30 protein-coding genes are annotated in these 25,876 nt (G+C 68.4%); 22 read left to right on the top strand and 8 right to left on the bottom strand.

The window, feature by feature from the left end; all coding sequences use genetic code 11:
• Positions 1–75: 75 nt before the first annotated feature.
• From uvrA to M2421_RS05470, 3 genes are all read left to right on the top strand, one after another.
• Entirely contained in the window at positions 76–3,069 is a 2,994-nt protein-coding gene (uvrA, locus tag M2421_RS05480; protein ID WP_259203876.1) for an excinuclease ABC subunit UvrA, read from the top strand.
• Complete coding sequence (locus tag M2421_RS05475; RefSeq protein ID WP_259203875.1) at positions 3,069–3,476, top strand: thioesterase family protein; 408 nt, start codon at positions 3,069–3,071, stop codon at positions 3,474–3,476. Before uvrA ends, M2421_RS05475 begins: the two co-directional genes overlap by 1 nt.
• Before the next feature lie 203 nt (positions 3,477–3,679).
• Positions 3,680–4,405, top strand: a complete 726-nt coding sequence (locus M2421_RS05470; protein ID WP_310439393.1) for an enolase — start codon at positions 3,680–3,682, stop codon at positions 4,403–4,405.
• A gap of 203 nt (positions 4,406–4,608) precedes the next feature.
• Here M2421_RS05470 and M2421_RS05465 read toward each other — a convergent pair whose 3' ends face one another.
• A complete protein-coding gene (locus M2421_RS05465) occupies positions 4,609–5,055 on the bottom strand; it encodes a copper chaperone PCu(A)C (protein WP_259204895.1) in 447 nt (148 codons plus the stop codon).
• Positions 5,056–5,089: 34 nt separating this feature from the next.
• On the opposite strand from M2421_RS05465, the gene M2421_RS05460 reads away from it, so the two are divergent.
• From M2421_RS05460 to M2421_RS05445, 4 genes are all read left to right on the top strand, one after another.
• A complete protein-coding gene (locus M2421_RS05460; protein WP_259203873.1) occupies positions 5,090–5,869 on the top strand; it encodes an enoyl-CoA hydratase/isomerase family protein in 780 nt (259 codons plus the stop codon).
• A 251-nt stretch (positions 5,870–6,120) separates the two neighbouring features.
• Positions 6,121–7,029 carry an acyl-CoA thioesterase II gene (gene tesB / locus M2421_RS05455; protein WP_259203872.1) on the top strand — a complete coding sequence of 303 codons (909 nt, stop codon included), beginning with the start codon at positions 6,121–6,123 and terminating at the stop codon, positions 7,027–7,029.
• 1 nt (position 7,030) lies between these two features.
• Positions 7,031–7,534, top strand: coding sequence for a DUF2007 domain-containing protein (locus M2421_RS05450; protein ID WP_259203871.1), 504 nt, complete (start codon positions 7,031–7,033; stop codon positions 7,532–7,534).
• Between the two features lie 153 nt (positions 7,535–7,687).
• The gene (locus tag M2421_RS05445) at positions 7,688–8,893 is read left to right on the top strand and encodes a sigma-70 family RNA polymerase sigma factor (protein WP_259203870.1); all 1,206 of its coding nucleotides are present in this window, start codon (positions 7,688–7,690) and stop codon (positions 8,891–8,893) included.
• Positions 8,894–8,950: 57 nt separating this feature from the next.
• On the opposite strand, the gene M2421_RS05440 is transcribed toward M2421_RS05445, so the two are convergent.
• A complete protein-coding gene (locus tag M2421_RS05440) occupies positions 8,951–9,556 on the bottom strand; it encodes an EF-hand domain-containing protein (protein WP_259203869.1) in 606 nt (201 codons plus the stop codon).
• 153 nt (positions 9,557–9,709) lie between these two features.
• Here M2421_RS05440 and M2421_RS05435 point away from each other — a divergent pair, with 153 nt between their 5' ends.
• Positions 9,710–10,465 (top strand): arginyltransferase, encoded by a 756-nt coding sequence (locus M2421_RS05435; RefSeq protein ID WP_310439391.1) that lies wholly within the window; start codon positions 9,710–9,712, stop codon positions 10,463–10,465.
• A 37-nt stretch (positions 10,466–10,502) separates the two neighbouring features.
• Complete coding sequence (locus M2421_RS05430; RefSeq protein ID WP_259203867.1) at positions 10,503–11,708, top strand: endonuclease/exonuclease/phosphatase family protein; 1,206 nt, start codon at positions 10,503–10,505, stop codon at positions 11,706–11,708.
• A gap of 87 nt (positions 11,709–11,795) precedes the next feature.
• On the opposite strand, the gene purT is transcribed toward M2421_RS05430, so the two are convergent.
• Positions 11,796–12,983, bottom strand: coding sequence for a formate-dependent phosphoribosylglycinamide formyltransferase (gene purT, locus M2421_RS05425; RefSeq protein WP_259203866.1), 1,188 nt, complete (start codon positions 12,981–12,983; stop codon positions 11,796–11,798).
• A 125-nt stretch (positions 12,984–13,108) separates the two neighbouring features.
• Here purT and M2421_RS05420 point away from each other — a divergent pair, with 125 nt between their 5' ends.
• From M2421_RS05420 to M2421_RS05385, 8 genes are read left to right on the top strand one after another with little or no spacing between them, the layout of a single operon-like run.
• Positions 13,109–13,978: an SPFH domain-containing protein gene (locus M2421_RS05420; protein ID WP_259203865.1), complete on the top strand. Its 870-nt coding sequence runs from the start codon at positions 13,109–13,111 to the stop codon at positions 13,976–13,978.
• A 3-nt stretch (positions 13,979–13,981) separates the two neighbouring features.
• The gene (locus tag M2421_RS05415) at positions 13,982–14,161 is read left to right on the top strand and encodes an Arc family DNA binding domain-containing protein (RefSeq protein ID WP_259203864.1); all 180 of its coding nucleotides are present in this window, start codon (positions 13,982–13,984) and stop codon (positions 14,159–14,161) included.
• The gene (locus tag M2421_RS05410; RefSeq protein WP_259203863.1) at positions 14,158–14,334 is read left to right on the top strand and encodes a DUF4177 domain-containing protein; all 177 of its coding nucleotides are present in this window, start codon (positions 14,158–14,160) and stop codon (positions 14,332–14,334) included. Before M2421_RS05415 ends, M2421_RS05410 begins: the two co-directional genes overlap by 4 nt.
• 1 nt (position 14,335) lies before the next feature.
• On the top strand, positions 14,336–15,634 hold the full coding sequence (locus tag M2421_RS05405) for an alpha/beta fold hydrolase (protein ID WP_259203861.1): 1,299 nt from the start codon (positions 14,336–14,338) through the stop codon (positions 15,632–15,634).
• Positions 15,631–16,185, top strand: coding sequence for a PH domain-containing protein (locus tag M2421_RS05400; RefSeq protein WP_259203859.1), 555 nt, complete (start codon positions 15,631–15,633; stop codon positions 16,183–16,185). The genes M2421_RS05405 and M2421_RS05400 overlap by 4 nt, the downstream gene beginning before the upstream one ends.
• A 10-nt stretch (positions 16,186–16,195) precedes the next feature.
• Positions 16,196–17,005 carry a M15 family metallopeptidase gene (locus tag M2421_RS05395; RefSeq protein WP_259203857.1) on the top strand — a complete coding sequence of 270 codons (810 nt, stop codon included), beginning with the start codon at positions 16,196–16,198 and terminating at the stop codon, positions 17,003–17,005.
• A 28-nt stretch (positions 17,006–17,033) separates the two neighbouring features.
• Entirely contained in the window at positions 17,034–17,570 is a 537-nt protein-coding gene (locus tag M2421_RS05390) for a hypothetical protein (RefSeq protein ID WP_259203856.1), read from the top strand.
• Positions 17,571–17,578: 8 nt separating this feature from the next.
• The gene (locus tag M2421_RS05385; RefSeq protein WP_259203855.1) at positions 17,579–18,040 is read left to right on the top strand and encodes a hypothetical protein; all 462 of its coding nucleotides are present in this window, start codon (positions 17,579–17,581) and stop codon (positions 18,038–18,040) included.
• On the opposite strand, the gene M2421_RS05380 is transcribed toward M2421_RS05385, so the two are convergent.
• The 5 genes from M2421_RS05380 to M2421_RS05360 all read right to left on the bottom strand — a co-directional run bounded on the left by M2421_RS05380 (position 18,029) and on the right by M2421_RS05360 (position 22,383).
• Positions 18,029–18,703, bottom strand: coding sequence for a DNA-3-methyladenine glycosylase (locus M2421_RS05380; protein ID WP_259203854.1), 675 nt, complete (start codon positions 18,701–18,703; stop codon positions 18,029–18,031). The genes M2421_RS05385 and M2421_RS05380 overlap by 12 nt on opposite strands.
• A gap of 1 nt (position 18,704) precedes the next feature.
• A complete protein-coding gene (locus tag M2421_RS05375; protein ID WP_259203853.1) occupies positions 18,705–19,076 on the bottom strand; it encodes a DUF423 domain-containing protein in 372 nt (123 codons plus the stop codon).
• 102 nt (positions 19,077–19,178) lie between these two features.
• Positions 19,179–20,258 carry an SRPBCC family protein gene (locus M2421_RS05370; RefSeq protein WP_259203852.1) on the bottom strand — a complete coding sequence of 360 codons (1,080 nt, stop codon included), beginning with the start codon at positions 20,256–20,258 and terminating at the stop codon, positions 19,179–19,181.
• Between the two features lie 282 nt (positions 20,259–20,540).
• The gene (locus M2421_RS05365) at positions 20,541–21,182 is read right to left on the bottom strand and encodes a response regulator transcription factor (RefSeq protein WP_259203851.1); all 642 of its coding nucleotides are present in this window, start codon (positions 21,180–21,182) and stop codon (positions 20,541–20,543) included.
• A gap of 10 nt (positions 21,183–21,192) precedes the next feature.
• Positions 21,193–22,383, bottom strand: coding sequence for a histidine kinase (locus M2421_RS05360; RefSeq protein WP_259203850.1), 1,191 nt, complete (start codon positions 22,381–22,383; stop codon positions 21,193–21,195).
• Between the two features lie 137 nt (positions 22,384–22,520).
• Between M2421_RS05360 and M2421_RS05355 the strand changes: the two genes are divergently transcribed.
• From M2421_RS05355 to M2421_RS05335, 5 genes are read left to right on the top strand one after another with little or no spacing between them, the layout of a single operon-like run.
• Positions 22,521–23,117 (top strand): GNAT family N-acetyltransferase, encoded by a 597-nt coding sequence (locus M2421_RS05355; RefSeq protein ID WP_259203849.1) that lies wholly within the window; start codon positions 22,521–22,523, stop codon positions 23,115–23,117.
• A gap of 13 nt (positions 23,118–23,130) precedes the next feature.
• Entirely contained in the window at positions 23,131–23,907 is a 777-nt protein-coding gene (gene minC / locus M2421_RS05350) for a septum site-determining protein MinC (protein ID WP_259203848.1), read from the top strand.
• A gap of 35 nt (positions 23,908–23,942) precedes the next feature.
• A complete protein-coding gene (minD, locus tag M2421_RS05345; RefSeq protein ID WP_256776357.1) occupies positions 23,943–24,752 on the top strand; it encodes a septum site-determining protein MinD in 810 nt (269 codons plus the stop codon).
• A 2-nt stretch (positions 24,753–24,754) separates the two neighbouring features.
• Entirely contained in the window at positions 24,755–25,015 is a 261-nt protein-coding gene (gene minE / locus M2421_RS05340; RefSeq protein ID WP_017355894.1) for a cell division topological specificity factor MinE, read from the top strand.
• Between the two features lie 46 nt (positions 25,016–25,061).
• A complete protein-coding gene (locus M2421_RS05335) occupies positions 25,062–25,547 on the top strand; it encodes a hypothetical protein (RefSeq protein ID WP_259203846.1) in 486 nt (161 codons plus the stop codon).
• Positions 25,548–25,876 lie beyond the last annotated feature (329 nt).

Below are 25,876 nucleotides of genomic sequence, written 5' to 3'. Positions count from 1 at the left end.
GCTGACCGATTGCCGTTTCCGATTGCCCCACCCGCTTGCCGGCTCCCAGAGCCGAAGCCCCACAACGGATCCCCCATGGCGATGGATTTCATCCGCATCCGCGGCGCGCGGACGCACAACCTCAAGAACATCGATCTCGACCTGCCCCGCGACAAGCTCATTGTCATCACCGGCCTGTCCGGCTCGGGCAAGTCCTCGCTGGCCTTCGACACCATCTACGCCGAAGGCCAGCGCCGGTACGTGGAGTCGCTGTCGGCCTATGCCCGGCAGTTCCTCAGCGTGATGGAAAAGCCGGACCTGGACCACATCGAGGGCCTGTCCCCGGCCATCTCGATCGAGCAGAAGTCGACCTCGCACAACCCGCGTTCCACCGTGGGCACGATCACCGAGATCTACGACTACCTGCGCCTGCTGTACGCCCGCGTCGGCAGCCCGCGCTGCCCCGACCACGGCTACCCGCTGGAGGCGCAGACGGTCAGCCAGATGGTCGACCACGTGCTCACGCTGGACCCGGAACAGCGCTACATGCTGTTGGCCCCGGTCATCCGCGAACGCAAGGGCGAACATGCCCAGGTGTTCGACCAGCTGCGCGCGCAGGGCTTCGTGCGCGTGCGCGTGGACGGCACCCTGCATGAAATCGACGCGGTACCGCCGCTGGCGCTGCGCCAGAAGCACACCATCGAGGCGGTGATCGACCGCTTCCGGCCGCGCGAAGACATCAAGCAGCGCCTGGCCGAGAGTTTCGAGACCGCGCTGAAGCTCGGCGACGGCATGGTCTCGGTGCAGTCGCTGGACGTGGAGGATGCGCCCGCGCACCTGTTCTCGTCCAAGTACAGCTGCCCGGTGTGCGATTACTCGCTGCCCGAGCTGGAGCCGCGCCTGTTCTCGTTCAACTCGCCGGTCGGCGCCTGCCCGGGCTGCGATGGCCTCGGCATGGCCGAGTTCTTCGATCCCTCGCGCGTGGTGGTGCACCCGGAACTGTCGCTGTCGGCCGGTGCCGTGCGCGGCTGGGACCGCCGCAACGCCTACTACTTCCAGCTGATCGCTTCGCTGGCCAAGCACTACAAGTTCGACGTGGACGCGGCGTGGCAGAGCCTGCCCGACGATGTGCGCCAGGCGGTGCTGTACGGCAGCGGCGAGGAGACGATCACCTTCACCTACTTCACCGAGGCCGGCGGCCGCACCCAGCGCAAGCATCGCTTCGAGGGCATCATTCCGAACCTGGAGCGCCGCTACAAGGAGACCGAATCCTCGGCGGTGCGCGAGGAGCTGGCCAAGTACATCAGCGAGCGCAACTGCCCCGAGTGCAACGGCCAGCGCCTGAACAGGGCCGCGCGCAACGTCTTCGTCGCCGACCGTGCGCTGCCGGAACTGGTGGTGCTGCCGATCGACGACGCGCTGAAGTTCTTCAGCGAGATGACCCTGCCCGGCTGGCGCGGCGAGATCGCCGGCAAGATCGTCAAGGAAATCGGCGAGCGGCTGGGCTTCCTGGTGGACGTGGGCCTGGATTACCTCACCCTGGAGCGCAAGGCCGACACCCTCTCCGGTGGCGAAGCCCAGCGCATCCGGCTGGCGTCGCAGATCGGCGCCGGCCTGGTCGGGGTGATGTACGTGCTCGACGAGCCGTCCATCGGCCTGCACCAGCGCGACAACGAACGCCTGCTCGGCACCCTCACCCGCCTGCGTGACCTGGGCAACACGGTGATCGTGGTCGAGCATGACGAAGATGCGATCCGCCTGGCCGACTACGTGCTGGACATCGGTCCGGGCGCGGGCGTGCATGGCGGCGAAATCGTCGGCCAGGGCACCCTGCAGGACATCCTGGATTCGCCACGTTCGCTGACCGGCCAGTACCTGTCGGGCAAGCGTGCCATCGAGATCCCGGCGCGCCGGCACACGCCCAACCCGAAGATGACCCTGCACCTGCGCGGTGCCAGCGGCAACAACCTCAAGGGCGTGGACCTGGACATTCCGTCGGGGCTGCTGACCTGCATCACCGGCGTGTCCGGCTCGGGCAAGTCGACCCTGATCAACGACACCCTGTTCTCGCTGGCCGCCAACGAGATCAACGGCTCCTCGCACCCGATCGCGCCGTACAAGGAGGTCGAGGGCCTGGACCTGTTCGACAAGGTGGTGGACATCGACCAGTCGCCGATCGGTCGCACGCCACGCTCCAACCCGGCCACCTATACCGGCCTGTTCACGCCGTTGCGCGAGCTGTACGCACAGGTGCCCGAAGCGCGTGCGCGGGGTTATTCGCCGGGGCGCTTCAGCTTCAACGTGCGCGGCGGCCGTTGCGAAGCGTGCCAGGGCGATGGCCTGATCAAGGTGGAGATGCACTTCCTGCCGGACGTGTACGTGCCCTGCGATGTCTGCCACGGCAAGCGCTACAACCGCGAAACGCTGGAGATCCTGTACAAGGGCTACAACATCAACGACGTGCTGCAGATGACCGTCGAAGATGCGCTGAAGCTGTTCGAGCCGGTGCCCAGCATCGCGCGCAAGCTGGAAACGCTGGTCGACGTGGGCCTGAGCTACATCAAGCTGGGCCAGAGCGCGACCACGCTGTCCGGCGGTGAAGCGCAGCGCGTGAAGCTGTCCAAGGAGCTGTCGCGTCGCGATACCGGCCGCACCCTGTACATCCTGGACGAGCCGACCACCGGCCTGCATTTCCATGACATCGAGGCGCTGCTTGGCGTGCTGCACAAGCTGCGCGACGAGGGCAACACGGTGGTGGTGATCGAGCACAACCTGGACGTGATCAAGACCGCCGACTGGATCGTCGATCTGGGTCCGGAAGGCGGCCACCGCGGTGGCACCATCCTCGTCACCGGCACGCCGGAAGACGTGGCGGCCTGCCCGACCTCGTACACCGGCCAGTTCCTGGCCAAGATGCTGCCCTCCACCCGCGCCCGCCCGGAGCGCCCGGCCGCGACCGCCAACAAGCCGGACGCACGACCGCCGCGCAAGGCCAAGCCGGAGAAGCCGGCCAAGAAGGCGGCCGCCGCCAAGACCACCGGCAAGGCCAGCAAGACCAGCCCGGCCAGCAAGAAGAAGAAGGACGCCTGATGAGTAGCGAACACAAGATCCTCGCCCGCGTGCCGATCAGCGTGCGCTGGCGCGACATGGACAGCATGGGCCACGTCAACAACGCCAAGTACATTTCCTACCTGGAAGAAGCGCGCGTGCGCTGGATGCTGGGCGTGGACGGCGTGTCGATGACCGACCGCATCGCGCCGGTGGTGGCGGCGACCAACGTCAACTACCGCCTGCCGATCGTGTGGCCCAACGACATCGTGGTGGAGCTGTTCGTCGAACGGCTGGGCAACAGCAGCGTGACCATCGGCCACCGCATCATGGACCAGAACGACGACGCCACGCTGTACTCGGACGGCAACGTCGTGGTGGTGTGGATGGATACGCAGACCGGCAAGAGCGCGCCGTTGCCGGAGGCGATCCGCACCGCGTCAAGCTAAGGGGTCGTGCCGGCCAACGGCCGGCAGCTCCATCGCATCGGATGGATGTGCGTGGTTGCCGGCCAACGGCCGGCAGCTCCATCGCATCGGATGGATGTGCGTGGTTGCCGGCCAACGGCCGGCAGCTCCATCGCATCGGATAGATGTGCGTGGTTGCCGGCCAACGGCCGGCACTACAGCCGCCAGTAGTTCAAAGGACTGCCATGTTCCACCAGACTGACATCCGCACACGTCTTCCGGGAATGACGCCGTTCCCCGCCGACGTTTTTCCCCAGGAGCAACCGTGGCTGGCGCAGCACCTGCTGCCGCTGATCGGCATCGATCTGGGGATCCTGCGGCCGGAACTGGCCGGCACCGTGGCCACGATGCTGTGCCCGATCGAGCCGTATGAAGGCTGCATCGGCGAAGAGACCGAAGAACACCACAACGCGTTCACCGGCACCAACTGGATCGCATTCGAACTGACCACCGACAACCGCATGCGCTTCCTCGGCGACGCGGGCTACTTCATCGGCGACCAGGTCCAGGACAGCGACGCGGTGGAGCACATCGCCGAGATGCGCGACAGTTACGCCAAGGCACACGCCTATTTCCAGACCCACGGCCGCCTGGCCAGCTATTCGCGCTATGGCGATGGCGAGCCGGGCGAGCAGGCGTACCTGGACAGGCTTGGCGGGCAGATTTCCGGCGGCAACTGGACCGAGACCGCGGCGATCCCGACGGCCTTCGAGATCGCACTGGACCCGGCGATGTACGACCGCGACCGGCCTGACGATGCCGAGAACGTGCGCATCACCCGCGACGGCAAGCCGTTCTTCGCGGTCGCCGAAGTAGCGGGTTACAACTGGTGCGCGGCGGGCGCCGATGCCATCGTGATGCTGTACGAACCTGAGAGCCGCACGGTGCTGTTCTCCTACGACTGGACATGACCGCACGCGTCCCGGGCATGCAAGGCAGCCGAGCATGGCTCGGCGCTACCCGATGCAGCGCGTGAGGCGCATGACCGGCAACGCATGACGGTCGCGCCTCGCGATGCCCTCGGCGCTACCGATGGTGAAGCGCGAAGGCCACTCGACACGTGATACCCACCGGTAGTGCCGAGCCATGCTCGGCACCTCCCGCCGACGCCCGCTCAGCGCGGCGCATCGCTACGCACCATCAACTGCCCATCCACCTTGCGGCCGTCTTCCAGGCTCAAGCGCAGCGGCACCTGCCCGCCCTTCGCGAGCGGCACCTCCGGTTGCATCAGCATCAGGTGCAGGCCACCGGGTTTCAGCTCGACCGTGGCGCCGGCCGCAATCGGCAGCCGCTCCACTTCGCGCATGCGGCTGATGCCCTCCACCAGCGTCGTTTCATGCAGCGACACGTCTCCGAACGCCTTGCTGCCGGCGCCAACCACCACCACCGCCGTGCGGCAGTCGTTGCGGATCTTCCCGTAGCCGGCCGCCATCGGCATCGCCCCCGGCGGCAGCCGTATCCAGCCCTCGTGCACCGACACGCAGGCTGGTTCGGCCGCCATGGCCGATGTTGCGAACGCACACAGGCCCAACAATACGCCCGCGAATGGTTTGGTTATCATCGCCTCAGTTCCCTGTCCGCAACGAGATCGCAGCATGACGACGCTTATCGAGGTGATCAACCATGGCCCCATCCGCGAACTGCGGCTGGCGCGCCCGCCGGTCAACGCACTGGACACCGAGCTGTGCCGCCACCTGATCCACGCGATCAACCAGGCCATGGCCGATGACGCGCACGGCATCGTGCTGTCGGGCAGCGAGCGCATCTTCAGCGCCGGCATGGACGTGCCGCACCTGCTCGGCCATGGCGGGGACAAACACAAGCTGCTCGACAGCTGGCAGGCCTTCTTCGGCGCCGTGCGTACCCTGGCCGAATGCCGCGTGCCGGTGGTGGCTGCGCTGACCGGGCATGCCCCGGCCGGTGGCTGCGTGCTGGCGCTGTGCTGCGATTACCGGATCCTGGCGCGCAGCCCGGACCCCGCCCAGCCGACCGTGATCGGCCTGAACGAGGTCCAGGTGGGCCTGGTGGCTCCCGAAGGCATCCAGCGCCTGATGCGCCGCGTGGTCGGCCACCACCGTGCCACCCAGTTGCTGGTAGGCGGGGAGATGGTGCCGGCCGAGCGTGCGCTGGAGATCGGGCTGGTGGACGAACTGGCCGACGCCGCCCAGGTGGTGCCGCGCGCGGTGGCGTGGCTGCAGCGCCTGCTCAAGCTGCCCCGCCAGCCGATGCTGCTGACCCGCGCGATCGCCCGCGCCGACCTGCACGACGCCCTGCACGCCGACCTGATCCAGCTCGACCGCTTCGTCGACGCCTGGTACGCCCCGGACGCCCAGCAGGCGCTGCACACGCTGGCGGCCAGGCTCGGCAAGGCCTGAACCCGGTCGTGCCGGCCCGTGGCCGGCGACCACGCCGCCGCCAATCACGCGCTGCAGCGTGGCGCGCACCTGCGTGGCGCACGCCCGCCGGGTCAGGGGGCGACCGCGAAGCAGCGGGGCTTGCATGGCAATGGAGGGCCCTGCGGTGGCGTAGCGGCCCGTGGGGGCGGCAGCGCCAATGCACTGCCGTCATGCGGCCCTGGGCCGGCACTACCCTATAATTTGCATCCGCCCACCCCAGGTTGCTTCCCTTGTCCGACACGCACGAACCCGTCGTCTCCGAGCTGATCGACCTGCTCACGCTCGAACGCCTGGAAGACAACCTGTTCCGCGGCCAGAGCCGCGACATCGGGACCAAGTACGTGTTTGGCGGCCAGGTGCTGGGCCAGGCGCTGTCGGCGGCGCAGGCCACCGTGGACAACGGTCGCCACGTGCATTCGCTGCATGCCTACTTCCTGCGCGCCGGCAACATCGACCACCCGATCGTCTACGACGTGGACCGCACCCGCGATGGCGGCAGTTTCTCGGTGCGCCGGGTCACCGCGATCCAGCACGGCAAGGTGATCTTCTTCTGCGCGGCCTCCTTCCAGCAGGCCGAGAGCGGTGCCGAACACCAGCACAAGATGCCCGAGGTGCCGCAGCCGGAAGACATCGAACCCAACCGCCCGCTGCCGCCGGAGGTGCTCGAGCGGCTGCCGATCAAGGTACAGCGCTGGCTGTCGCGGGGCGGCCCGTTCGAGTTCCGCCACGTGTACCCGCGCGATGAGCTCAACCCGCCCAAGCGCCCGCCCTACCACCAGGTCTGGCTGCGCCTGAACGAGACCGTGGGCGATGCGCCCGAGCTGCACCAGGCGCTGCTCGCCTACGCCTCGGACTTCCACCTGCTCGGCACTGCCACCTTCCCGCACGGCATCAGCTACTACCAGCCGCACGTGCAGATGGCTTCGCTCGACCATGCGATCTGGTTCCACCGCCCGTTCCGCGCCGACGACTGGCTGCTCTACTCGCTGGACAGCCCCAGCGCGCAGGATTCACGCGGCCTGGCGCGCGGCCAGTTCTTCACCCGCGACGGCCTGCTGGTGGCCAGCACCGCGCAGGAAGGCCTGATCCGCGTGGTGCCCGACAGCGACGCGGCCGCCGCCGTACCGGCCAAGGACTGACATGAGACAGATTTTCAGCAGCCAGCGCGTGGAAACCGTGGAAGGCGTGGCCACGCTGCTGCGCGATGCCGGCATCGACGTGCGCATCACCAATGGTCGCTCGTACCACAGCAAGCGCGGCAGCCAGTTCAGCTACCTGGACACCAGCAAGGCCACTACCCACCCCACCCTGTGGGTAGTGCACGCCGATGACCAGCCACGCGCGCGCGAGATCCTGCGCGACGCGCGCCTGCTGGAAACCACCCGCCGCGACCACCCCACCGCCGAGTTCGCCTTCCGCGACCAGGTGGGCGAGGTGGCCCCGCGCCGCAACTGGGCCTGGCGGATCCGCATCGGCCTGCTGCTGGTGATCGCCGCGGTGGCGATGGTGGTGGTCCTGCGCCACCGCGCCGCGCCCACCGTGGCCCCGGCCCCGACGGCGCAGCCCGCCCCTGCCGCCGCCCCGGCCCAGCCGGCCCCGCCGGAAGACGACGAGGTCCGGGTCAGGATCCAACCGGCCAGGTAACCGGTCGGGCCGGCCGTTGGCCGGCTCCCCGCGCCGCCCGATCCCGATTGGAATCGGGCAGCGCCGGCCGAGCACCGGCACTCGGTCGGGTGCCCTCCGGTCACATTCGCCGCGGCACCTCGTCATACTCGGACCATCGCCGGGGACGACACCATGACGCTGCTGCTGACCACCACGCTGGAACGCGAACTGCCGGCCGCCGCCGGCGGCTGCACGCAGTCCTATGGGCGCATCGTGCTGGCCTGCCAGAACACCGTCACCGCGATCGCGCTGGCGATCACCCGCGACGTACAGGCCAGCGAGGACATCGCCCAGGAAGCCTTCATCAAGGCGTGGCAGCAGCTCAACCAGTTGCACAACCCGTCCAGCTTCCTGCCCTGGCTGCGCCAGATCACCCGCAACCTGGCCCGCGACTGGCTGCGCGCCAACCGTGGCCGGCCGCTGTCCGGCGAAGCGGCCGAGATCGCCATCAGCATGGCCGCCGACCCCGGCCCGAGCGCGCCGGACCACCTGCAGCGGGTGGAAGAGGAACTGGCGGCCGAAGAGATCATCTCGGCCCTGCCCGAGGACGCCCGCGAGACGCTGCTGCTGTACTACCGCGAAGGCCAGCGCTCGCAGCAGGTGGCCGACCTGCTGGGGCTCAGCGATGCGGCGGTGCGCAAGCGGCTGTCGCGCGCCCGCGCCAGCGTGCGTGAGGAAATGCTGCGCCGCTTCGGCGAGTTCGCGCGCAGCAGCGCGCCCGGTGCGGCCTTCGCCACCACGGTCGCCTCGATGGTGATCCTGGCCGCGCCCGGCACCGCCAGCGCGGCCATCCTGCTCGGCACCGGGCTGGGCACCGGCAAGCTCGGCCTGGGCGGGGCCAGCGTCTCCGGGGGCGCGGCAATGGGCTCGCTGAGCGCAGCGGCCAGCCAGAGCCACCTGATCAGCGCCGATTTCGCCTGGGGCGCAGTCCTCGGCGGGCTGGTCGGCGGGGTGCTCGGCAGCTACCTGGGCGGCCGTTATCTGCTGTCCTACGCCGAGACTCCGGGCGAACAGGCGGCGATCCGCCGCTTCGTGCACTACAGCACTTTCACCGCGATGGTGGTCTGCATGACCGTGCTGGGGCTGAGCGTGCTGCAGGCGGCCTGGTACTGGCCGCTGGCCGCCCTGGCACTCGGCCTGGGCGTGGTGAACTACCAGTGCCTGGTGCCGCTGCAGCGGATCATGGCGCCGATGATCGCCCGCGATGCGGCCCGCCACGGTCGCAGCGGGCCGAACTGGAAGTACCGGTCGCTGTATGGCCGGGAAGCGCTGTGGGGCGTGAACGTGTTGCTGGTGGGCGTGATCGCGTGGTCGCTGGTGCGCAGCGGGCGGATCTGAAAACGCAACGGCGCCGGTCCATGACCGGCGCCGTGTGCGGATGTTGCCCGGCAACGCTTACTTGGCGGCCGGTGCCTTCGGCGGCATCGGCGGCTTGCCGTCGCGGTGCTTGCCGTCGCGATGTTCGCCGCGCGGCCCGGCGAACGGCCCCTTGGCGGCGTCGAACTCGGCCTTGCTCAGCTGGCCGTCCTTGTTGGTGTCGGCCGCGGCAAACCAGGCATCACGATGCTGCTTCATGCCCAGCTCGCGGTCGGCCTTGTCCAGGTATCCATCCTTGTTGACGTCCATCCGGTCGAAGCGCGCAGCCAGGCGCGGGTCGGCCTTGGCTTCCTCGCGGCTGATGCGGCCATCCTTGTTGGTGTCCAGCCTGGCCATCATGCCGCCACGGCCATCCGGGCCACGGCCATGCCGCTTGCCGTGCCAGCGCGGCAGTTCATCGCGCGAGAGCTTGCCGTCCTTGTTCGCGTCCAGCGTGTCGAACTGTCCGGCCAGGCGCGGCGCCTTGGCCGCTTCGGCGCGGTCGATGAAACCATCACCATTGGTGTCGAGCTTGGCGCGGGCCGGCGTGTCGGCGGGGGTCGGCGCATCGGCGGCGACGGCCAGGCCGGCAGCGCCGGTGGACAGCAGCAGGGCCAGCAGCAGAAGGGGTTTGCGATTGCGCATGGATCACTCCGGTTCGTAGGGTTTCGGCGTGCGGTGCGTGGCACCCACACCGGTAACAACGCGTGGGCAGCGATGGCGTTGACAACCGGGCCGGACATATTCATCTGGCGGACAGTCGCGCCCCCTGCGACGTCGCGGCGCTATGCTGGGCACATGGCGATACACGGCGACCGCGACGACGAGCTGCGACTGTTCCAGACCGGCGACCACCCCTGTGGTTACTGGCCGGAACGGGCCGCGCGCGACCTGGTGCTCGATCCCCAGGACGCGCGCCTGGGCACCCTCTACCCGATGGCGCTGAGCTGGGGGTTCCGCCGCTCCGGCGACCTGGTCTACCGGCCGCACTGTGCCAACTGCCACGCCTGCGTGTCGGTGCGCATCCCGGTGGCGCGCTTCGCCCCGGATCGCAGCCAGCGCCGCTGCCTGGCCCGCAACGCGGACCTGGAGGTGCGGATCGTGGCGGCCGAGCAGACCGAGGAACAGTTCGCGCTGTACCACCGCTACCTCACCCACCGGCATGCCCAGGGCGGCATGGACGAACACGGCCCGCACGAGTTCGACCAGTTCCTGATCGGGCAATGGGCGCAGGGCCGCTTCATGGAGCTGCGCGCCCCCGGCCAGCCCGGCCGGCGTGGCGACCTGCTCGGGGTGGCGGTCACCGACGTCACCCCGCAGGGGCTGTCGGCGGTCTACACCTTCTTCGACCCCGACCACGCCCACCGCAGCCTGGGCACCTTCGCGATCCTGCAGCAGATCGCCTGGGCCCGGCGCGAACAACTGCCGCACCTGTACCTGGGATACTGGATCCGCGACCACCGCAAGATGGACTACAAGCGCCGCTTCCGCCCGCTGGAGGCCTACGACGGGCGCCGCTGGCACGCATTCGACGATGCCCTGGACGGGCGCTGACCCAGCATTGCAATGCGTCCGGGTGCAAAATAGGCCGATGAAAGCCCACTCCCTGATCCTTGCCCTGGCCCTGCTCTGCAGCGCCTGCGCCCAGACCCCCGCCAAGACCGCCGCCATGCCGGACGCCGCCCCCGCACCGCTGCGGATCGCCACCTACAACACCTCGCTGTACAACGACGAGACCGGCGGGCTGATCGCCGAGCTGGAAGGCGACAGCGCGCACGCGCGCAAGATCGCCGCGGTGCTGCAGCAGGTCCGCCCGGACCTGGTGCTGCTCAACGAGTTCGACTACGACGACGCGCATCGCGCCGCCGACCTGTTCCAGCAGCGCTACCTGGAAACCGCCCAGCCCGGCGGCGGCGAGCCGCTGCATTACGCCTACCGCTACCTGGCCCCGGTCAACACCGGCGTGCAGAGCGGGCTGGACCTGGACAACAACGGCCAGGTCGGCGGCGACGGTCGCGCGCGCGGCAACGATGCCTGGGGCTACGGCCTGCACCCGGGCCAGTACGGCATGCTGGTGCTGTCGCGCTACCCGATCGATGCGGCCAAGGTGCGCAGCTTCCAGCTGCTCAAGTGGAGCGCGATGCCCGGCGCGCTGCGTCCGATCGACCCGCGCACCGGCAAATCGTTCTACACCGACCACGTCTGGTCGCAGTTGCGCCTGTCGTCCAAGTCGCATTGGGACGTGCCGGTGACGACGCCCAACGGCGTGGTGCATGCGCTGGTATCCCACCCCACCCCGCCGGTCTTCGACGGCCCGGAGAAGCGCAACGCGGCGCGCAACCACGACGAACTGCGGGTGTGGCAGGACTACCTGTCGGCCAGCAGCGCGCCATGGCTGTGCGATGACCGTGGCCAGTGCGGCGGCCTGCCGCAGGACGCGCGCTTCGTGATCCTGGGTGACCTCAACAACGATCCGGCCGATGGCGACGGCCGCCATGAAGCGATCGTGGAATTGCTCGAAAACCCGCGCGTGCTGCGCTACCCCACCCCGCGCAGCGTCGGCGCCGAGCAGAGCAGCCTGGCGTACGCGGAAAAAGGCATCGTGCGCAAGGGCGCCCCCTTCCATGCCACCGGCGACTTCGGCCCGAAGGCCGGCACGATGCGGCTGGACTACGTGTTGCCGTCGGTCGGTTTCAGCTATGTCGGCAGCGGTGTGTTCTGGCCCGACAACACCAGCCCGGAAGCGAAGATCGCCGACGGCAGCGACCATCACCTGGTGTGGGTGGACGTGAAGTAAGCCACGCGACCGTGGTCAAGGAAACGGCGGGCACTGCCCGCCGTTTCCATGTCTGCGCGGTGTCGCCGACCCGGCGAGGCGCCCGGATCAGGCGCGCAATTCGATCCCGATCGCCTCGGCCGCCTCACGTGCGATGGTCCGCGCCTGCGCGATGTCGGCGCCGCGCGCCAGGGTGACGCCGACGCGGCGATGCCCATGCACGCTCGGCTTGCCGAACAGGCGCAACGCCGAGTCCGGGTGCACCAGCGCGTCGGCGATGTTGCTGAAGAACGGGACGCCTTCGCCATGCGCGAGCATCGCGCACGAGGCCGACGGGCCGTTCTGGCGGATCAACGGGATCGGCAGGCCGAGGATGGCCCGCGCATGCAGCGCGAATTCGCTCAGCTCCTGCGAGGCCAGCGTGACCAGGCCGGTATCGTGCGGACGCGGCGAGACTTCGCTGAACCACACCTCGTCGCCCTTCACGAACAGCTCCACGCCGAACAGGCCCCAGCCGCCGAGGTCGTCGGTGATCGCCTGCGAGATCTCCTCGGCCCGCGCCAGCGCACGCGGCGACATCGGCTGCGGCTGCCAGCTCTCGCGGTAGTCCCCGTCCTTCTGCCAATGCCCGATCGGCGCGCAGAACGACGTGCCGGCGGCGTGGCGCACGGTCAGCAGGGTGATTTCGTACTCGAAGTCGATGAAGCCTTCGACGATGCAGCGGCCGGCCCCGGCGCGCCCGCCGGTCTGCGCGTATGCCCAGGCCGGGGCGATGTCGTCCTCGCTGCGCAGCGTGCTCTGGCCCTTGCCCGAGGAGGACATCACCGGCTTGACCACGCACGGCAGGCCGATGGCGGCCACGGCGGCGCGGTACTCCGCCTCGGTGTCCACGAAGCGGTACGGCGAGGTGGGCAGGCCCAAGGTTTCGGCGGCCAGGCGGCGGATGCCTTCGCGGTCCATGGTCAGCCGCGCCGCGCGCGCGGTAGGCACCACGCGCAGGCCGGTTTCCTGCTCCAGCTGGACCAGGGTCTCGGTGTGGATGGCCTCGATCTCCGGCACCACCAGATGCGGCTGCTCCTGGGCGATCAGCGCACGCAGCGCCATCGCATCGAGCATGTCGACCACGTGCGCGCGATGCGCGACCTGCATGGCCGGCGCGTCGGCATAGCGGTCGGCGGCGATGACCTCCACGCCCAGGCGCTGCAGCTCGATGGCGACCTCCTTGCCCAGTTCGCCCGAGCCCAGCAGCAGGACGCGGGTGGCGGAGGGAGACAGCGGCGTGCCGAGCGTGGTCATGGGGATTCCGGGGCGTCAGGGGCGGGAGGGCATTTTACGGCCTGCCGGCCCCCGCCCGGCCATCCGCTTGCAACCTGATATCAATTTGATATCTTTCGATGACATAACCCCAAGGACGCCCCGCCATGAAAGAGAAGCCCATCCGCTCGCTGTCCGGCCTGCCGTTCCTGCTGCTGGTGCTAGCCCTGACCGCGCTGGCGATCTGGCTGTTCGTGGCCGGGGTGCAGCGCGGCGACCCCAACCTGGCGCTGATCCTGGGCGGCCTGCTGCTGGCGGCGGTGGCCCTGCTCAGCCTGACCGGCCTGTACACCGTGCAGCCCAACCAGGCCGCCGTACTCAGCCTGTTCGGCAAGTACGTGGGCACGGTCAAGGACAACGGCCTGCGCTGGAACAACCCGTTCTTCAACAAGAAGAAGGTCAGCCAGCGCGTGCGCAACTTCGAAAGCGGCAAGCTCAAGGTCAACGAGCTGGACGGCAGCCCGATCGAGATCGCCGCGGTGATCGTGTGGCAGGTGGTGGATGCCTCCGAGGCCGTCTACAACGTGGACGACTACGAAAGCTTCGTGCACATCCAGTCCGAGTCCGCGCTGCGTGCGATGGCCACCAGCTACCCCTACGACCAGCACGAGGACGGCCAGCTGTCACTGCGCAGCCACGCAGCGGAGATCTCCCAACACCTCAAGGACGAACTGGCCGAACGCCTGGCCGATGCCGGCGTGCAGGTGATCGATGCACGCATCAGCCACCTCGCCTATGCCCCTGAAATCGCCCAGGCGATGCTGCAGCGCCAGCAGGCCAACGCGGTGATCGCCGCCCGCACGCGGATCGTCGCCGGCGCGGTGGGCATGGTCGAAATGGCGCTGGCCGAGCTGCAGAAGAGCGGCGTGGTGCAGCTGGATGAAGAACGCAAGGCCAACATGGTCAGCAACCTGCTGGTGGTGCTGTGTTCGGACCGCGGCACCCAGCCGGTGGTCAATGCCGGGTCGCTGTACTGAGCCATGAGCGAGAAGAAAGCCTACCCGCTGCGGATCAACGCCGACATCCTCGCGGCGTTGCAGCGCTGGGCCGATGACGAACTGCGCAGCGCCAATGCGCAGATCGAGTACGTGCTGCGCGATGCCCTGCGCAAGGCCGGCCGCCTTCCCAAACCCGATTCGAGCAAGGAGAGCAAGCAATGAGCAAACGCTGGAGCTACCTCACCGTCGAGGTGAAACCGTCCTGGACGGGGCTGAAGTCCGACGACATGCAGACCGAACTCAATCGCCACGGCCAGCTCGGCTGGGAACTGGTGAACGTGCTGCAGACCCAGCCGATGGGCGTGGCGGTGCTGATCTTCAAGAAGGAGATCTAGGATGGCCAACCTGCTCCGGCGCAGCGCAGCGCTGCTGCTGTCCACGCTGGCGCTGGCCGCCTCGGCCGCCACGCCACCCGCACAGGTCGCCACGCAACTGCTGGACCACCTGCAGGCCGGTGACGGTGCCGCCGCGGTGGCGATGTTCACCCCGGAAATGGCCAGCGCCGCGCCCGCCCCGGGCCTGCTGGCCTTGTGGCGGTCGTTCGGCGAACCACGTGGCCGCGGTGCGGCCGAGGTCATCTCCACCAGCGAACGCCCCCACGTGGTGACGCAGCCGCTGCAGTTCGCCGCGGGCACCGTCGCGGCCACCGTGGTGGTGGACGCGCAGGGCCGGATCGCCGGGCTGTTCTTCAAGCCGGCCGAGCCCGCGGCGCCGCCGGTACCCGCCGACGCGCGCTATCGCGAAGTGCCGCTGGACATCGTGACCGCCGGTGGCCCGCTGCCCGGCCTGCTGGCGCGGCCGCACGGCGGCACCGCCCCGCTGCGCGCGGTGGTCCTGGTGCACGGCTCGGGGCCGCAGGACCGCGATGAGACCATCGGCGCCAACCGCCCGTTCCTGGACGTGGCGCGCGGCCTGGCCGCGCATGGCATCGCGGTGCTGCGCTACGACAAGCGCACCCGCGTGCGGCCCCAGGCGTTCAGCGGCGACGCCTACACCATGGACGACGAAACCACCCACGATGCCGTCGCCGCCGTGGCCACGCTCGCGGCACAGGCGGGCATCGACCCTCGCCACGTCTATGTCATGGGGCACAGCCAGGGGGGCATGCTGGCGCCGCGTATCGCCCGGCAGTCCGGCAAGGTGGCCGGCCTGGTGCTGTGGGCGGCACCGGCACGATCGCTGCTGACCCTGCTGCCCGAGCAGAACCGCTACCTGCTGGGCCTGGATGGCCGCATCACCCCCGACGAACAGGCCTTCCTGGACACACTGGACCGCCAGATCGCCGCCGCACGCAGCGATGCCCCGGTGGCGCCGGCCGACCTGCCCCTGCGCCAGCCGGCCAGCTACTGGCGCGCCTTCGACGCGATCGATCCGGTGGCCGATGCCCGGGCATCCCCGCTGCCGATGCTGCTGCTGCAGGGCGGCCGCGATTTCCAGGTGACCGAGACCGACTGGCAGCTATGGCAGCGCGGGCTGTCGGGTCGCCGCAACGCCAGCTTCCAGCACTATCCGGCGCTGAACCACCTGGGCATTGCCGGCGACGGTCCCGGCTCATTGCAGGAATACAGCCAGCCCGGGCACGTGCTGCCGGCACTGATCGATGACGTTGCCGCGTGGATCGGAGCGCAGCCATGAGCACCGCGAAGGAGACCGCCAGGGACGTTGCCGTCGCGCCCGCCCCGGTCTGGCGCCTGCTCTGGCTGTGGGTGCCGATGCTCGGTGCGGCGGCGCTGATCGCCGCCACCACGCTGCAATCGAACCAGCGCACGCCGCACGAACTCGGCCTCACCCTGCCGTTCCTGGCGCTGGTCACCGCGGTGCTGAGCTGGGGGTTCTTCCGCCGCCGCATCCACCTGCAGGGCGATACGCTGGAGGTGGTGTCCACCTTCTACCGCAAGCGGGTAGCGGTGCAGGACATGCACCTGGAGCGCGCACGGGTAGTGGACCTGGCCGAACACGGCAGCCTCGACCCCGGCATCAAGACCAACGGCTATGCCATGCCCGGCTTCAAGTCCGGGCACTACCGCCTGCGCGACCGCAGCAAGGCGTTCTGCCTGCTCACCGACCGCAGCCGCGTGCTGTATCTGCCGCTGCGCGATGGCAGCGCGCTGCTGATCAGTCCGGAGCAGCCGCGCGTCCTGCTGGATGCACTGCGGGCGCTGGCCGCGCCCGCCGGCAGGCACTAAGCTGGGGCCCATGCGCCGCGCCCCTGCCCTGCTGATCAACACCGCCGACATCGAGCTGTGGCCCGGCGGCGTGCTGCGCGCGCGCAGCAACGCCGATGCGCGCGCCCTCGCCCAGGCGCAGTGGGTGTTGCGGCGCAAGCGTGATGGCCGCTATCTCGCGGTGGCCACCGCGCACGGCGTGCTGCCGCTGGTGCCGCGCCTGATGCGCGAGGAAGGCATCGAAGCCGCCTTGGACGCGCTGGATCAACACTGGGCACGACACGGTCGCAGCGAGACCCGTGAAAGCCTGCTTCCGCTGAACGGGCTGCAGCAGCGCCTGGGCCAGCTGGGCATCGACGCCGCGGCCTATGAAGACGCCACCGGCCTGGCGCTGGAAGCCGAGCCGACCCAGCTCAGCCTGGCCGGTTTCGACCGCTACCGGCGACCGCTGTGGCTGCGGCGTGACGCCGCGCGCAGCTGGCAACGCATGCAACGTGCCGCGGCAATGGACGGCATCGCACTGGATGCGATCTCCGGCTACCGCAGCCACGCCTACCAGCTGGGCATTTTCGAGCGCAAGCGCGCGCGTGGCCTGCAGGTGGCCGACATCCTCAAGGTCAACGCAGCACCGGGCTACAGCGAGCACCACAGCGGCTTCGCGCTGGACATCGGCACGCCCGGCGAGCCACCGGCCGAAGAGCGCTTCGAACACACGGCCGCCTTCGCCTGGCTGCTGCAGCACGCGGGCAGGTTTGGCCTGCAGCTGAGCTACCCGCGCGACAACCCGCACGGCATCGTCTACGAGCCGTGGCACTGGTGCTGGCGCGCAGGCGCCGGCTGACGCCCCACCTCCAACAGGATCCGCAATCATGGAAGATTCCAGTCCCTACCAGGCCCCCGGCAGCGCACCGCCCGCACCGGCATCGAGCGCTGCCCCGCCGGTCAGGCTGCCGGCGGAGATCAGCCGCCCGATCACGGCCATGTGGGTCGTCGCCCTGATCCTGGCGGCGATTTCGCTGGCCGGGCTTGTGTATGCGGTGATGCAACTCCTGAAGCCCGCGGGCATCGCCCCCCCACCGTTATCGGCCGCTTTGATGGGCGGTGGACTGCTGTTCGATCTGGGCCTGTATCTGGGCACGGCCTGGGGCCTGCGCAAGCGCAGCCGCGCTGCCGCATGCGTGCTTCTGGCCTACTACCTCTTTGGACAGGTGCTGACTTTCGTCACCGGGCAGCGCGCGCCGACCACCGGCCTGTTCATGACCATCATCGTCACGTTCGTGATGATCCGCGGGACCATGGAGACATTCACCGCGCATCGCTACATCGCCCGGGCCAGGCACTTGCCGCCGCGTCCGCGCCTGAGTGATGACCCGGCGTTCGCCGCCAGGCCGGCGCCGACCGAGTGAACCGGGTCATGGACGACAACCCCTACCAGGCCGGCCTACCGGCACCGCTGCCGGGCCTCCAGCGCCGGCGCCGGCTGACGCTGCGCGCGCTGGCCAGTCCGATCACGCGGATGTGGGCGCTTGCCGCGTGCCTGGCGGTGTTCCATGCCTTCATGGCCGCGGGCGTGGGCATGGGCGGGGTGACCTCCCCGGCGGACGGCGTGGCCAAGGCCGGCCTGTTTGCCGGCATCACGCTGGTGATCGCCGCGCTTTACCTGGGGCTGGGCTATGGCATCCATCGTCGCAGCCGCATCGCCGCCTGCCTGGCCCTGGTGTTCTGCGCGGGGTACCTGATGGTCCAGCTGAGCATGCCCGGCCGTCCCGACCGGACCCTGCTGGCCGTCATCGCGGTTGGCACGCTGGTCTGCCTGCACGGCACCTGGGCAATCTTCGCCCATCATCGCCACACCCGCGCCCGCTCACTCCTGTGAGCGCCGGGTGGCTTCTTTCGCGGCCACGCTGAAATCGGCGATCCGCCACAGATACAGGCTGGCGTAAGTGCGGTACGGCCCCCAGCGCTCGCCACGCGCCAGCAGCGCCTTGGGCGTGGGCAGGGTCTCGGCCTTGTCCACGCGCTGGGCGCCCTTGCGGATACCGAGGTCATCCACCGGCAGGATGTCCGGCCGCCCCAGCCGGAACATCAACATCATCTCCACCGTCCAGCGGCCGATGCCGCGGATCGGCACCAGTGCGTCGATGATGGCATCGTGCTCCATCACCGACATCCGGCGCAGGTCGGGGATCTCCCCGGCGGCCTCGCGCCGGGCCAGATCGCGCAGTGCCAGCGTCTTGTTGCCCGATACCCCGCAGACGCGCAACGCGGCGTCATCGACGCGGGCCAGCGTGTCGGCGTGCAGGCGCGCGCTGCCGATCGCGACCTCCACCCGGCCAACGATGGTCGAGGCGGCCTTGCCGCTGAGCTGCTGGAACAGGATCGCGCGCGCCAGTGCATCGACCGGATCAAACGACGTCGACCAGCCGGGCTGCGCCGCGATCGGGCCCAGCCGCTTCATCCACGTCCCCAGCCGGCGGTCGCGACGACTGAGCCAGTCGTGCGCCTGCTCTACATCGAAGCCACGCCGGAAGCGGGGCATGTCAGCGGCGCAGTGCGTTCAGGCCGTACACGACCCAGCCCAGCATCAGCGCACTGCCCCCCACCGGCGCCAGCCCGGTGCTCAGCTGCCAGAGCGCGCCGGCCACCAGGCTGCCGGAGAACAGCAGCGTGCCCAGCAGCAGCACGTACAAGGCCAGCTTGCCGACGCTGTTCTGCTGGGTCGGGCCCAGCACGGCCAGTGCGATGCCGTGGCCGAATGCATACAGCGCGGCGGTGTTCACGTGTGACTGGGCCAATGGCTCGGCGATGCCGTGCGAGGCATAGGCGGACAGGCCCACGGCGGTGGCCGCCAGCAGCCCGCCCAGGCACGCCAGCAGTGAGGGTTTGCGTGCACGTCGTTCCAGGTTGAGCATGCGGACTTCCTTCCAGGGCGCTCCGCGATCGGAGCCAAAAAAAAACGCGCCGCAGGGAGCGGCGCGTTTTTCGTCGTGCGTTACATCACGTCAACCGTCGGTTTACTTGACGGCCCAGTAGATGTCGTACGTGCCGTCGGCGGTGAACGACTTGTCCACGCCGTCCTTCCAGGACTCGTACGGACGGTCGATCACTTCGTTGCCGTTGGTCACCGACCACGCACGCAGGGCGTTACGGGCGATGTCCAGGCCAGCCATGTGGCCGGTGTAGGCCGCATGCGCCGAACGGTGCGGGGCAACGTGCACGTACTTGACCGGGGCACCACCGTCGATCTTCACGGTCAGGGCTTCGGCAGTCGCGCCTTCAGCACCCTTCTTCTTCACCGGCTGGGCCACGTCGAAGGCGTACTTCTCCTGGCCGAAGTCGGTGGTGATGATCCGGAACGGGCCGGCGGCTTCGAGGTTGTTGGCCTCCATCACGCGCTTGATCCATTCCTGGTTGTCATGGATCGACTTGGTGATGGTCTCCTGGCCGCGGTCGACGTTGCCGGCGGTGACCACCAGCAGGTCTTCGGCCGGGACGTCCACGATGGCCAGGTCGGTCAGCGGGGCTTCCGCGGTGCGGTAGTCGATGTTCGGCACGGTGGCCAGCATGTTGGCCATGCGCGACAGGCCCAGCTTCAGGTCGTCACCGATGTGGCGGCTGACGTACAGGCCGGCGTAACGACCAAACAGGTTGAAGCCGTACTTGACGCTGTAGTCCTGGGTGATCTTGACGTTGCGGCCACCCTTGCCGGTCGGCTCGAGGGTGAAGCTGGTCTTCTTGTCGTGGCCCTTGGTGGCATCCTCGATGTTGATCGACACCAGCTTGTTCTTCTCAGAACCGGTGATCTCCCAGCTACCTTCGCCCAGGGAACTATCCTTGGAGACGTAGTCCAGGCGTGCACCAACGCCGGCCGCGGGGCCGGACAGCTTCAGTTCAACGGCGGGATCGCGCAGCAAGAGCGGGTTCCAGTCCTTGAAGCGGCGCAGGCTGTTGACCGTGTCGTACACGATCGTCATCTTGCGGTTGGTCTCGATGCTTTCGGAAATATGGCGCTCGCCCGGCAGACATACGCCAATGATGACGAACAGGCCAGCCACGATCCCCAAGGCGATCAGGAACTCGATAATACGGGTCATTCAGGAGTCTCCGGGGCCGATCCCACGGCCGGGTTGATTGAAGCGAAGCGCCAATCCTAGCAGGCTTCGCGGGTGTTGTAGATCAGGATTGGCGCACCGGTTTCCATGCCGGCAGCGGTTTTGCATAGACAAGGAGCGGAAAGATAACGCATCGCGCGTGTCAGCACGTAGCGGATGCGGAATATTTCTTTGCCGGATTCGGCCGACGGGCCCCGGAACCATCCCGCAGCCCTTGCTGCACAAGGGCTGCGGCGGATGTTCAGGATCGTGTCCGGCGGCCGCTCAGACCAGTTGCAGCTCGAAGGCCTTCAGCACCGCCCGGGTCCGGTCGCGCACGCCCAGTTTGGACAGGATGTTGGACACGTGGTTCTTGATCGTGCCTTCGGCCACGCCCAGCGAGTTGGCGATCTCCTTGTTGGAGAAACCGCTGGCCATCAGGCGCAGGATCTCGGTTTCGCGGTCGGTCAGCGGGTCCGGCCGGTCCAGGCTGACGAACTCGTTGCGCATGTGCTCCAGCCCGGAGAGCAGGCGCTGGGTCACCGCCGGCTGCACCAGCGAGCCGCCGTCGGCCACGGTGCGGATCGCACCGACCAGCTGGTCCAGGGTCACATCCTTGAGCAGGTAGCCCTTGGCCCCGGCCTTGAGCCCGGCCAGCACCAGCTGGTCGTCGTCGAAGGTGGTCAGGATGATGGTGGGCGGCAGCTGGCCCAGCCGCGACAGCATCTGCAGCGCCTCCAGGCCGGACATCACCGGCATGCGCATGTCCATCAGCACCACGTCCGGGCGCACCTGCGGCACCAGCTCGACCGCCTGGCGGCCATCGGCGGCCTCGGCCACCACCTCGATACCGGCATCCAGCGCCAGCAGCGAGCGGATTCCCTGCCGCACCAGGGTTTGGTCGTCGACCAGGCAGACGCGAATCATCGAGCACTCCTCAAGGAACGGGGGCCAGCAGCAGCACTGGCGCGCCGGGAACCGAGGCGCGCAGGCGGAAGCCCTGACCCCGGCGGGTTTCAATCTGCAACTCGCCACCGCATTGGTACAGGCGCTCGCGCATGCCGCGCAGGCCGTTGCCGACCACGATGCCGTCGGCCCCCACCCCGTCATCATGCGCCTGGATGACCACCTGGCCTTCACTGTCGCGCCGGACCTGGATCCACAGGTTGCGCGCCCGCGCATGGCGGACCGCGTTGGTGATGATTTCCTGGGTACAGCGCAGCAGCACGTGCGCGCGCTCCGGGTCTTCGACGCTGAGCGGTTCGGCAATGTCCAGGTGGATGTCCAGCGAGGGCACCTGCTCGGTGAGCGGACGCAACGCGGCGGCCAGGTCGATGGCGCCGCTGTCGCGGATCTGGCTGACCGCCTCGCGCACGTCGGTGAGCAGCAGCTTGGCCAGGGTGTGGGCCTGGTGCACGTGTTCCTGGGCCTGCCCGTCGGTGAGGTGGCCGGCCACTTCCAGGTTCAGGCTGAGCGCGGTGAGGTGGTGGCCCAGCAGGTCGTGCAGCTCGCGCGAGATGCGCGTGCGCTCGTTGACCCGGGCACTTTCGGCCAGCAGTACGCGGGTGGCGCGCAGTTCCGTATTGAGCCGGCGCTGCTCTTCGCGGGCGTCGGTCTGCTGCCGCGCGACCAGGCTGGTCACGAAGATGAACATGGAAAAGCCGCCATACAGCAGGGACTGCATCAGCGCTTCGAACAGCGGCATGCGCAGTATCAGGTAGTACACCGGCAGCACCGCCAGCTGGCTCAGCAGCAGCCACAGCACTCCGCCGCGCACCTGCAGCATCCAGGGAATCACCCCGGCGGCGACCATCATCAGGATGCTGCCCAGGCCCGATCCGCTCAGGTAGCTCACCCCCAGCGCCGAGGTCGTGAGCAGCAGCAGCACCACCCGGTCATACCAGGCCGAATGCCCGCCGCCGTCGCGCAGGCCACGGGTCAACCAGAAGTAGCACGCGCCGAACGCCAGGTAGGCGGTGAACAGCCACACCGCCCAGTTGTCCAGGCCGTCACCGCGGTGGCGCAGCAGCGATTCGTACTGGGAATAGACCACCGGCAGGCCGACCATGACCCAGGTGAACAGGCCGGCCAGTCGCAGTACTCGGGTTTGGCTCAGGTATCCCAGCATGGACGCATCTTAGGCTGAACCTGCGCCCCTGCACCCCCACATAAGTCATGCCCCCCGATTCGCGAGGGCCGGCGACCCGTGCAATAATCCGACGAGGGCCCCTTGATGGGCCAACCGCGTTACCCCACGGAGTCACAATGTCGATTGTCATCCGCGACGTGCGCGAGCACGAGCTCGATTCCGTCCTGGCCCTGAACAACAATGCCGGCCTGGCCATCCTGCCGCTGGATGCCGCCCGCCTGCGTCTGTTCTATGAAACCGCTGAATATTTCCGCGTCGCCGAGCGCGACGGCAACCTGGCCGGCTTCCTGATCGGCTTCGGCAGCGACAGCCAGCACGACAGCAGCAACTTCGCCTGGTTCCAGCAGCAGCTGGACAGCAAATTCTTCTATATCGACCGCATCGTGGTCGCCAGCCGCCGTCGCGGCGGCGGCGTCGGTCGTGCGTTCTATGCCGATGCGCAGAGCTATGCCGAGCTGCGCTACCCGCAGATGACCTGCGAGGTGTTCCTGGACCACGGCGCCGACGCGGCGCTGCTGTTCCATGGCAGTTTCGGCTTCCGCGAGGTCGGGCAGAACACCATGGAGCACGTCGACGTACGCGCCAGCATGCTGCTCAAGGACCTGTGCAGTTACCAGTGGGTGCACGACACCTACGGCGACCAGCTGCCCGACGTGCCCTGGGTGGGCCATCGTCGCGAGCCGCTGCGCGCGCATCGACCGACGGGGACCTGAGGTGGCGGCGAACATGGATTTTGAACAGGCCGGTGAACTGAAGATCGGCCAGGTCGGCATCGCCAACCTGCGCATCCGCACCCTGGATGTGGAACGCCTCACCCGCGAAATGCACGACCGCGTGGCGCGGGCGCCGAAGCTGTTCGGGCGCGCGGCGGTGATCCTGGACTTCGGTGGCCTCAGCCAGGTGCCCGAGGTGGCCACCGCACAGGCGCTGCTTGACGGCCTGCGCAGCGCCGGCGTGCTGCCGGTGGCGCTGGCCTACGGCACCCCCGAGACCGAACGGCTTTCCCAGCAGCTGGGGCTGCCACTGCTGGCCAAGTTCCGTGCGCAGTACGAACGCGCCGACCTGGAAGCGGTGCCGTCGGCCCCGCCGCCGCCCGCGCCCGCGCCGGAACCGGCGCGCCGCACCCGCGCGGCTGCACCGCCGGCCGCCCCGGCCGATCCGGCCAAGGCACCGCAGCCCGGCCGGATGCAGACCAGCAACGTGCGTTCGGGCCAGCAGCTGTACGCCGAGAACTGCGACCTGACGGTCATGGCCACGGTCGGCGCCGGTGCCGAAGTGATCGCCGACGGCAGCATCCATATCTACGGTACGCTGCGGGGCCGTGCCCTGGCAGGTGCCCAAGGCAACACCACGGCGCGCATCTTCTGCCGTGAATTCCATGCTGAACTGGTCGCAATCGCCGGCCATTACAAGGTACTGGACGATGTCCCGGACACCCTGCGCGGCAAGGCCGTGCAGGTGTGGCTGGAACAGGACCAGATCAAGATCGCGGCGCTGGACTGATCCGGCGCCCAAACAAATGAATCAGGAGAAGTCCTTTGGCTGAAATCATCGTAGTCACTTCCGGCAAGGGCGGCGTCGGCAAGACCACCAGCAGCGCCAGCCTGGCATGCGGACTGGCACGCCGTGGCAAGAAGGTGGCCGTGATCGACTTCGACGTCGGCCTGCGCAACCTGGACCTGATCATGGGCTGCGAGCGCCGCGTGGTGTACGACTTCGTCAATGTCGTGCACGGTGAAGCGACCCTCAAGCAATCGCTGATCAAGGACAAGCGCTTCGACAACCTGTACGTGCTGGCGGCGTCGCAGACGCGCGACAAGGATGCGCTGACCCAGGAAGGCGTGGGCAAGGTGCTCAAGGACCTGGCTGCCGATGGCTTCGACTACATCATCTGCGATTCGCCGGCCGGCATCGAAAAGGGCGCGTTCCTGGCGATGTATTACGCCGACCGCGCCGTCGTGGTGGTGAACCCGGAAGTGTCGTCGGTCCGCGACTCGGACCGCATCATCGGCCTGCTCGATTCGAAGACGCACAAGGCCGAGTCGGGCCAGGACGTGCCTGCGTTCCTGCTGCTCACGCGCTACAGCCCGGCGCGGGTGGAAAGTGGCGAGATGCTGAGCATCACCGACGTGGAAGAAGTGCTGGGCCTGAAGGCGATTGGCGTGGTGCCCGAGTCGGGTGACGTGCTCAATGCGTCCAACAAGGGCGAGCCGGTCATCCTGGACCCCGAATCGGCGGCGGGCCAGGCATACGAAGATGCGGTGGGCCGCATCCTTGGCGAAGAGCGTCCGATGCGCTTCACCACCGTGGAGAAGAAAGGCTTCTTCAGCAAGCTGTTCGGAGGGTAAGCATGGGACTGTTCGATTTCCTGAACCGGAAGAAGACCACCGCCGAAACGGCCAAGAACCGCCTGCAGATCATCATCGCGCAGGAGCGCAGCCACCGTGGCGGCCCGGATTACCTGCCCCTTCTGCAGCGCGAGCTGCTGGAAGTGATCAAGAAGTACGTCAACATCGATGCTGACGCGGTCAAGGTGGACCTGGTCAAGGACGGCGAGCACGACGTGCTCGACATCTCCGTCGCCTTGCCCGAAGGCCCGCAGCAGCCCTGAGCCTGGTCGCCCCTTCCCACCGGGAGGGGCGATCAACGCAGACACCATGACGACTGAAGTTATCGCCGCCGACGCCCAGGTGACCTGCGTCGGCGATATTCGTTTCGACGATGCCGTCGCCCTGCTTGCCGCGCACCAGCTGCGCCTGCACAGGGTGGACGACGCTGCGCCGATTCCGGGCAGTTACTGGGGCGAGCCGGAAGCCGGGATCATCGGCAGCGATGTCTACGTGCGTGACGACACGCCGGTGCATTCGATGCTGCACGAGGCCTGCCACCTGATCGTGCTGCCGCCGGAGCGACGCGCGCTGGTGCATACCGATGCCACCGACTCGGTCCCCGAGGAAGACGCCACCTGTTACCTGCAGATCGTGCTGGCCGCGCAGCTGCCCGGCGTGGGCAGCGACCGGTTGATGCGCGACATGGATACGTGGGGGTACACGTATCGCCTGGGGTCGACGCGGGCCTGGTTCGAGCAGGATGCGGAAGACGCCAGGGCGTGGCTGATCGAGCGCGGCCTGCTCACGGCGTAGATCCACGCCATGCGTGGATGCGCTTCGTTCCGCGGTCATGAACGCCTGATGGTGCCGCGCTGCGCGCGGTATTCACGCATGGCGTGGATCTACGGGATTTGTTATCGGGTGGTCGGGCATTTCAATCGGTGTGCGCGTGGTCGGGCATTTCCATCGGTGTGCGCGTGGGCCGCGTTTCAATCGGTGCGCGGGTGGGCTCGCGTTCAAACCGGCGCACCGGCTCCCGTAGATCCACGCCATGCGTGGATGCGCTCCGTTCCGATGCTCATGAACCCCTGACGGTGCCGCGCTGCGCGCGGTATCCACGCACGGCGTGGATCTACGGGGAT

The organism is Stenotrophomonas sp. BIGb0135 (assembly GCF_024810105.1).
In the GTDB taxonomy this organism is placed as follows: Bacteria; Pseudomonadota; Gammaproteobacteria; order Xanthomonadales; family Xanthomonadaceae; genus Stenotrophomonas; species Stenotrophomonas maltophilia_AB.
This window is presented reverse-complemented; position numbering and strand designations above follow the sequence as displayed.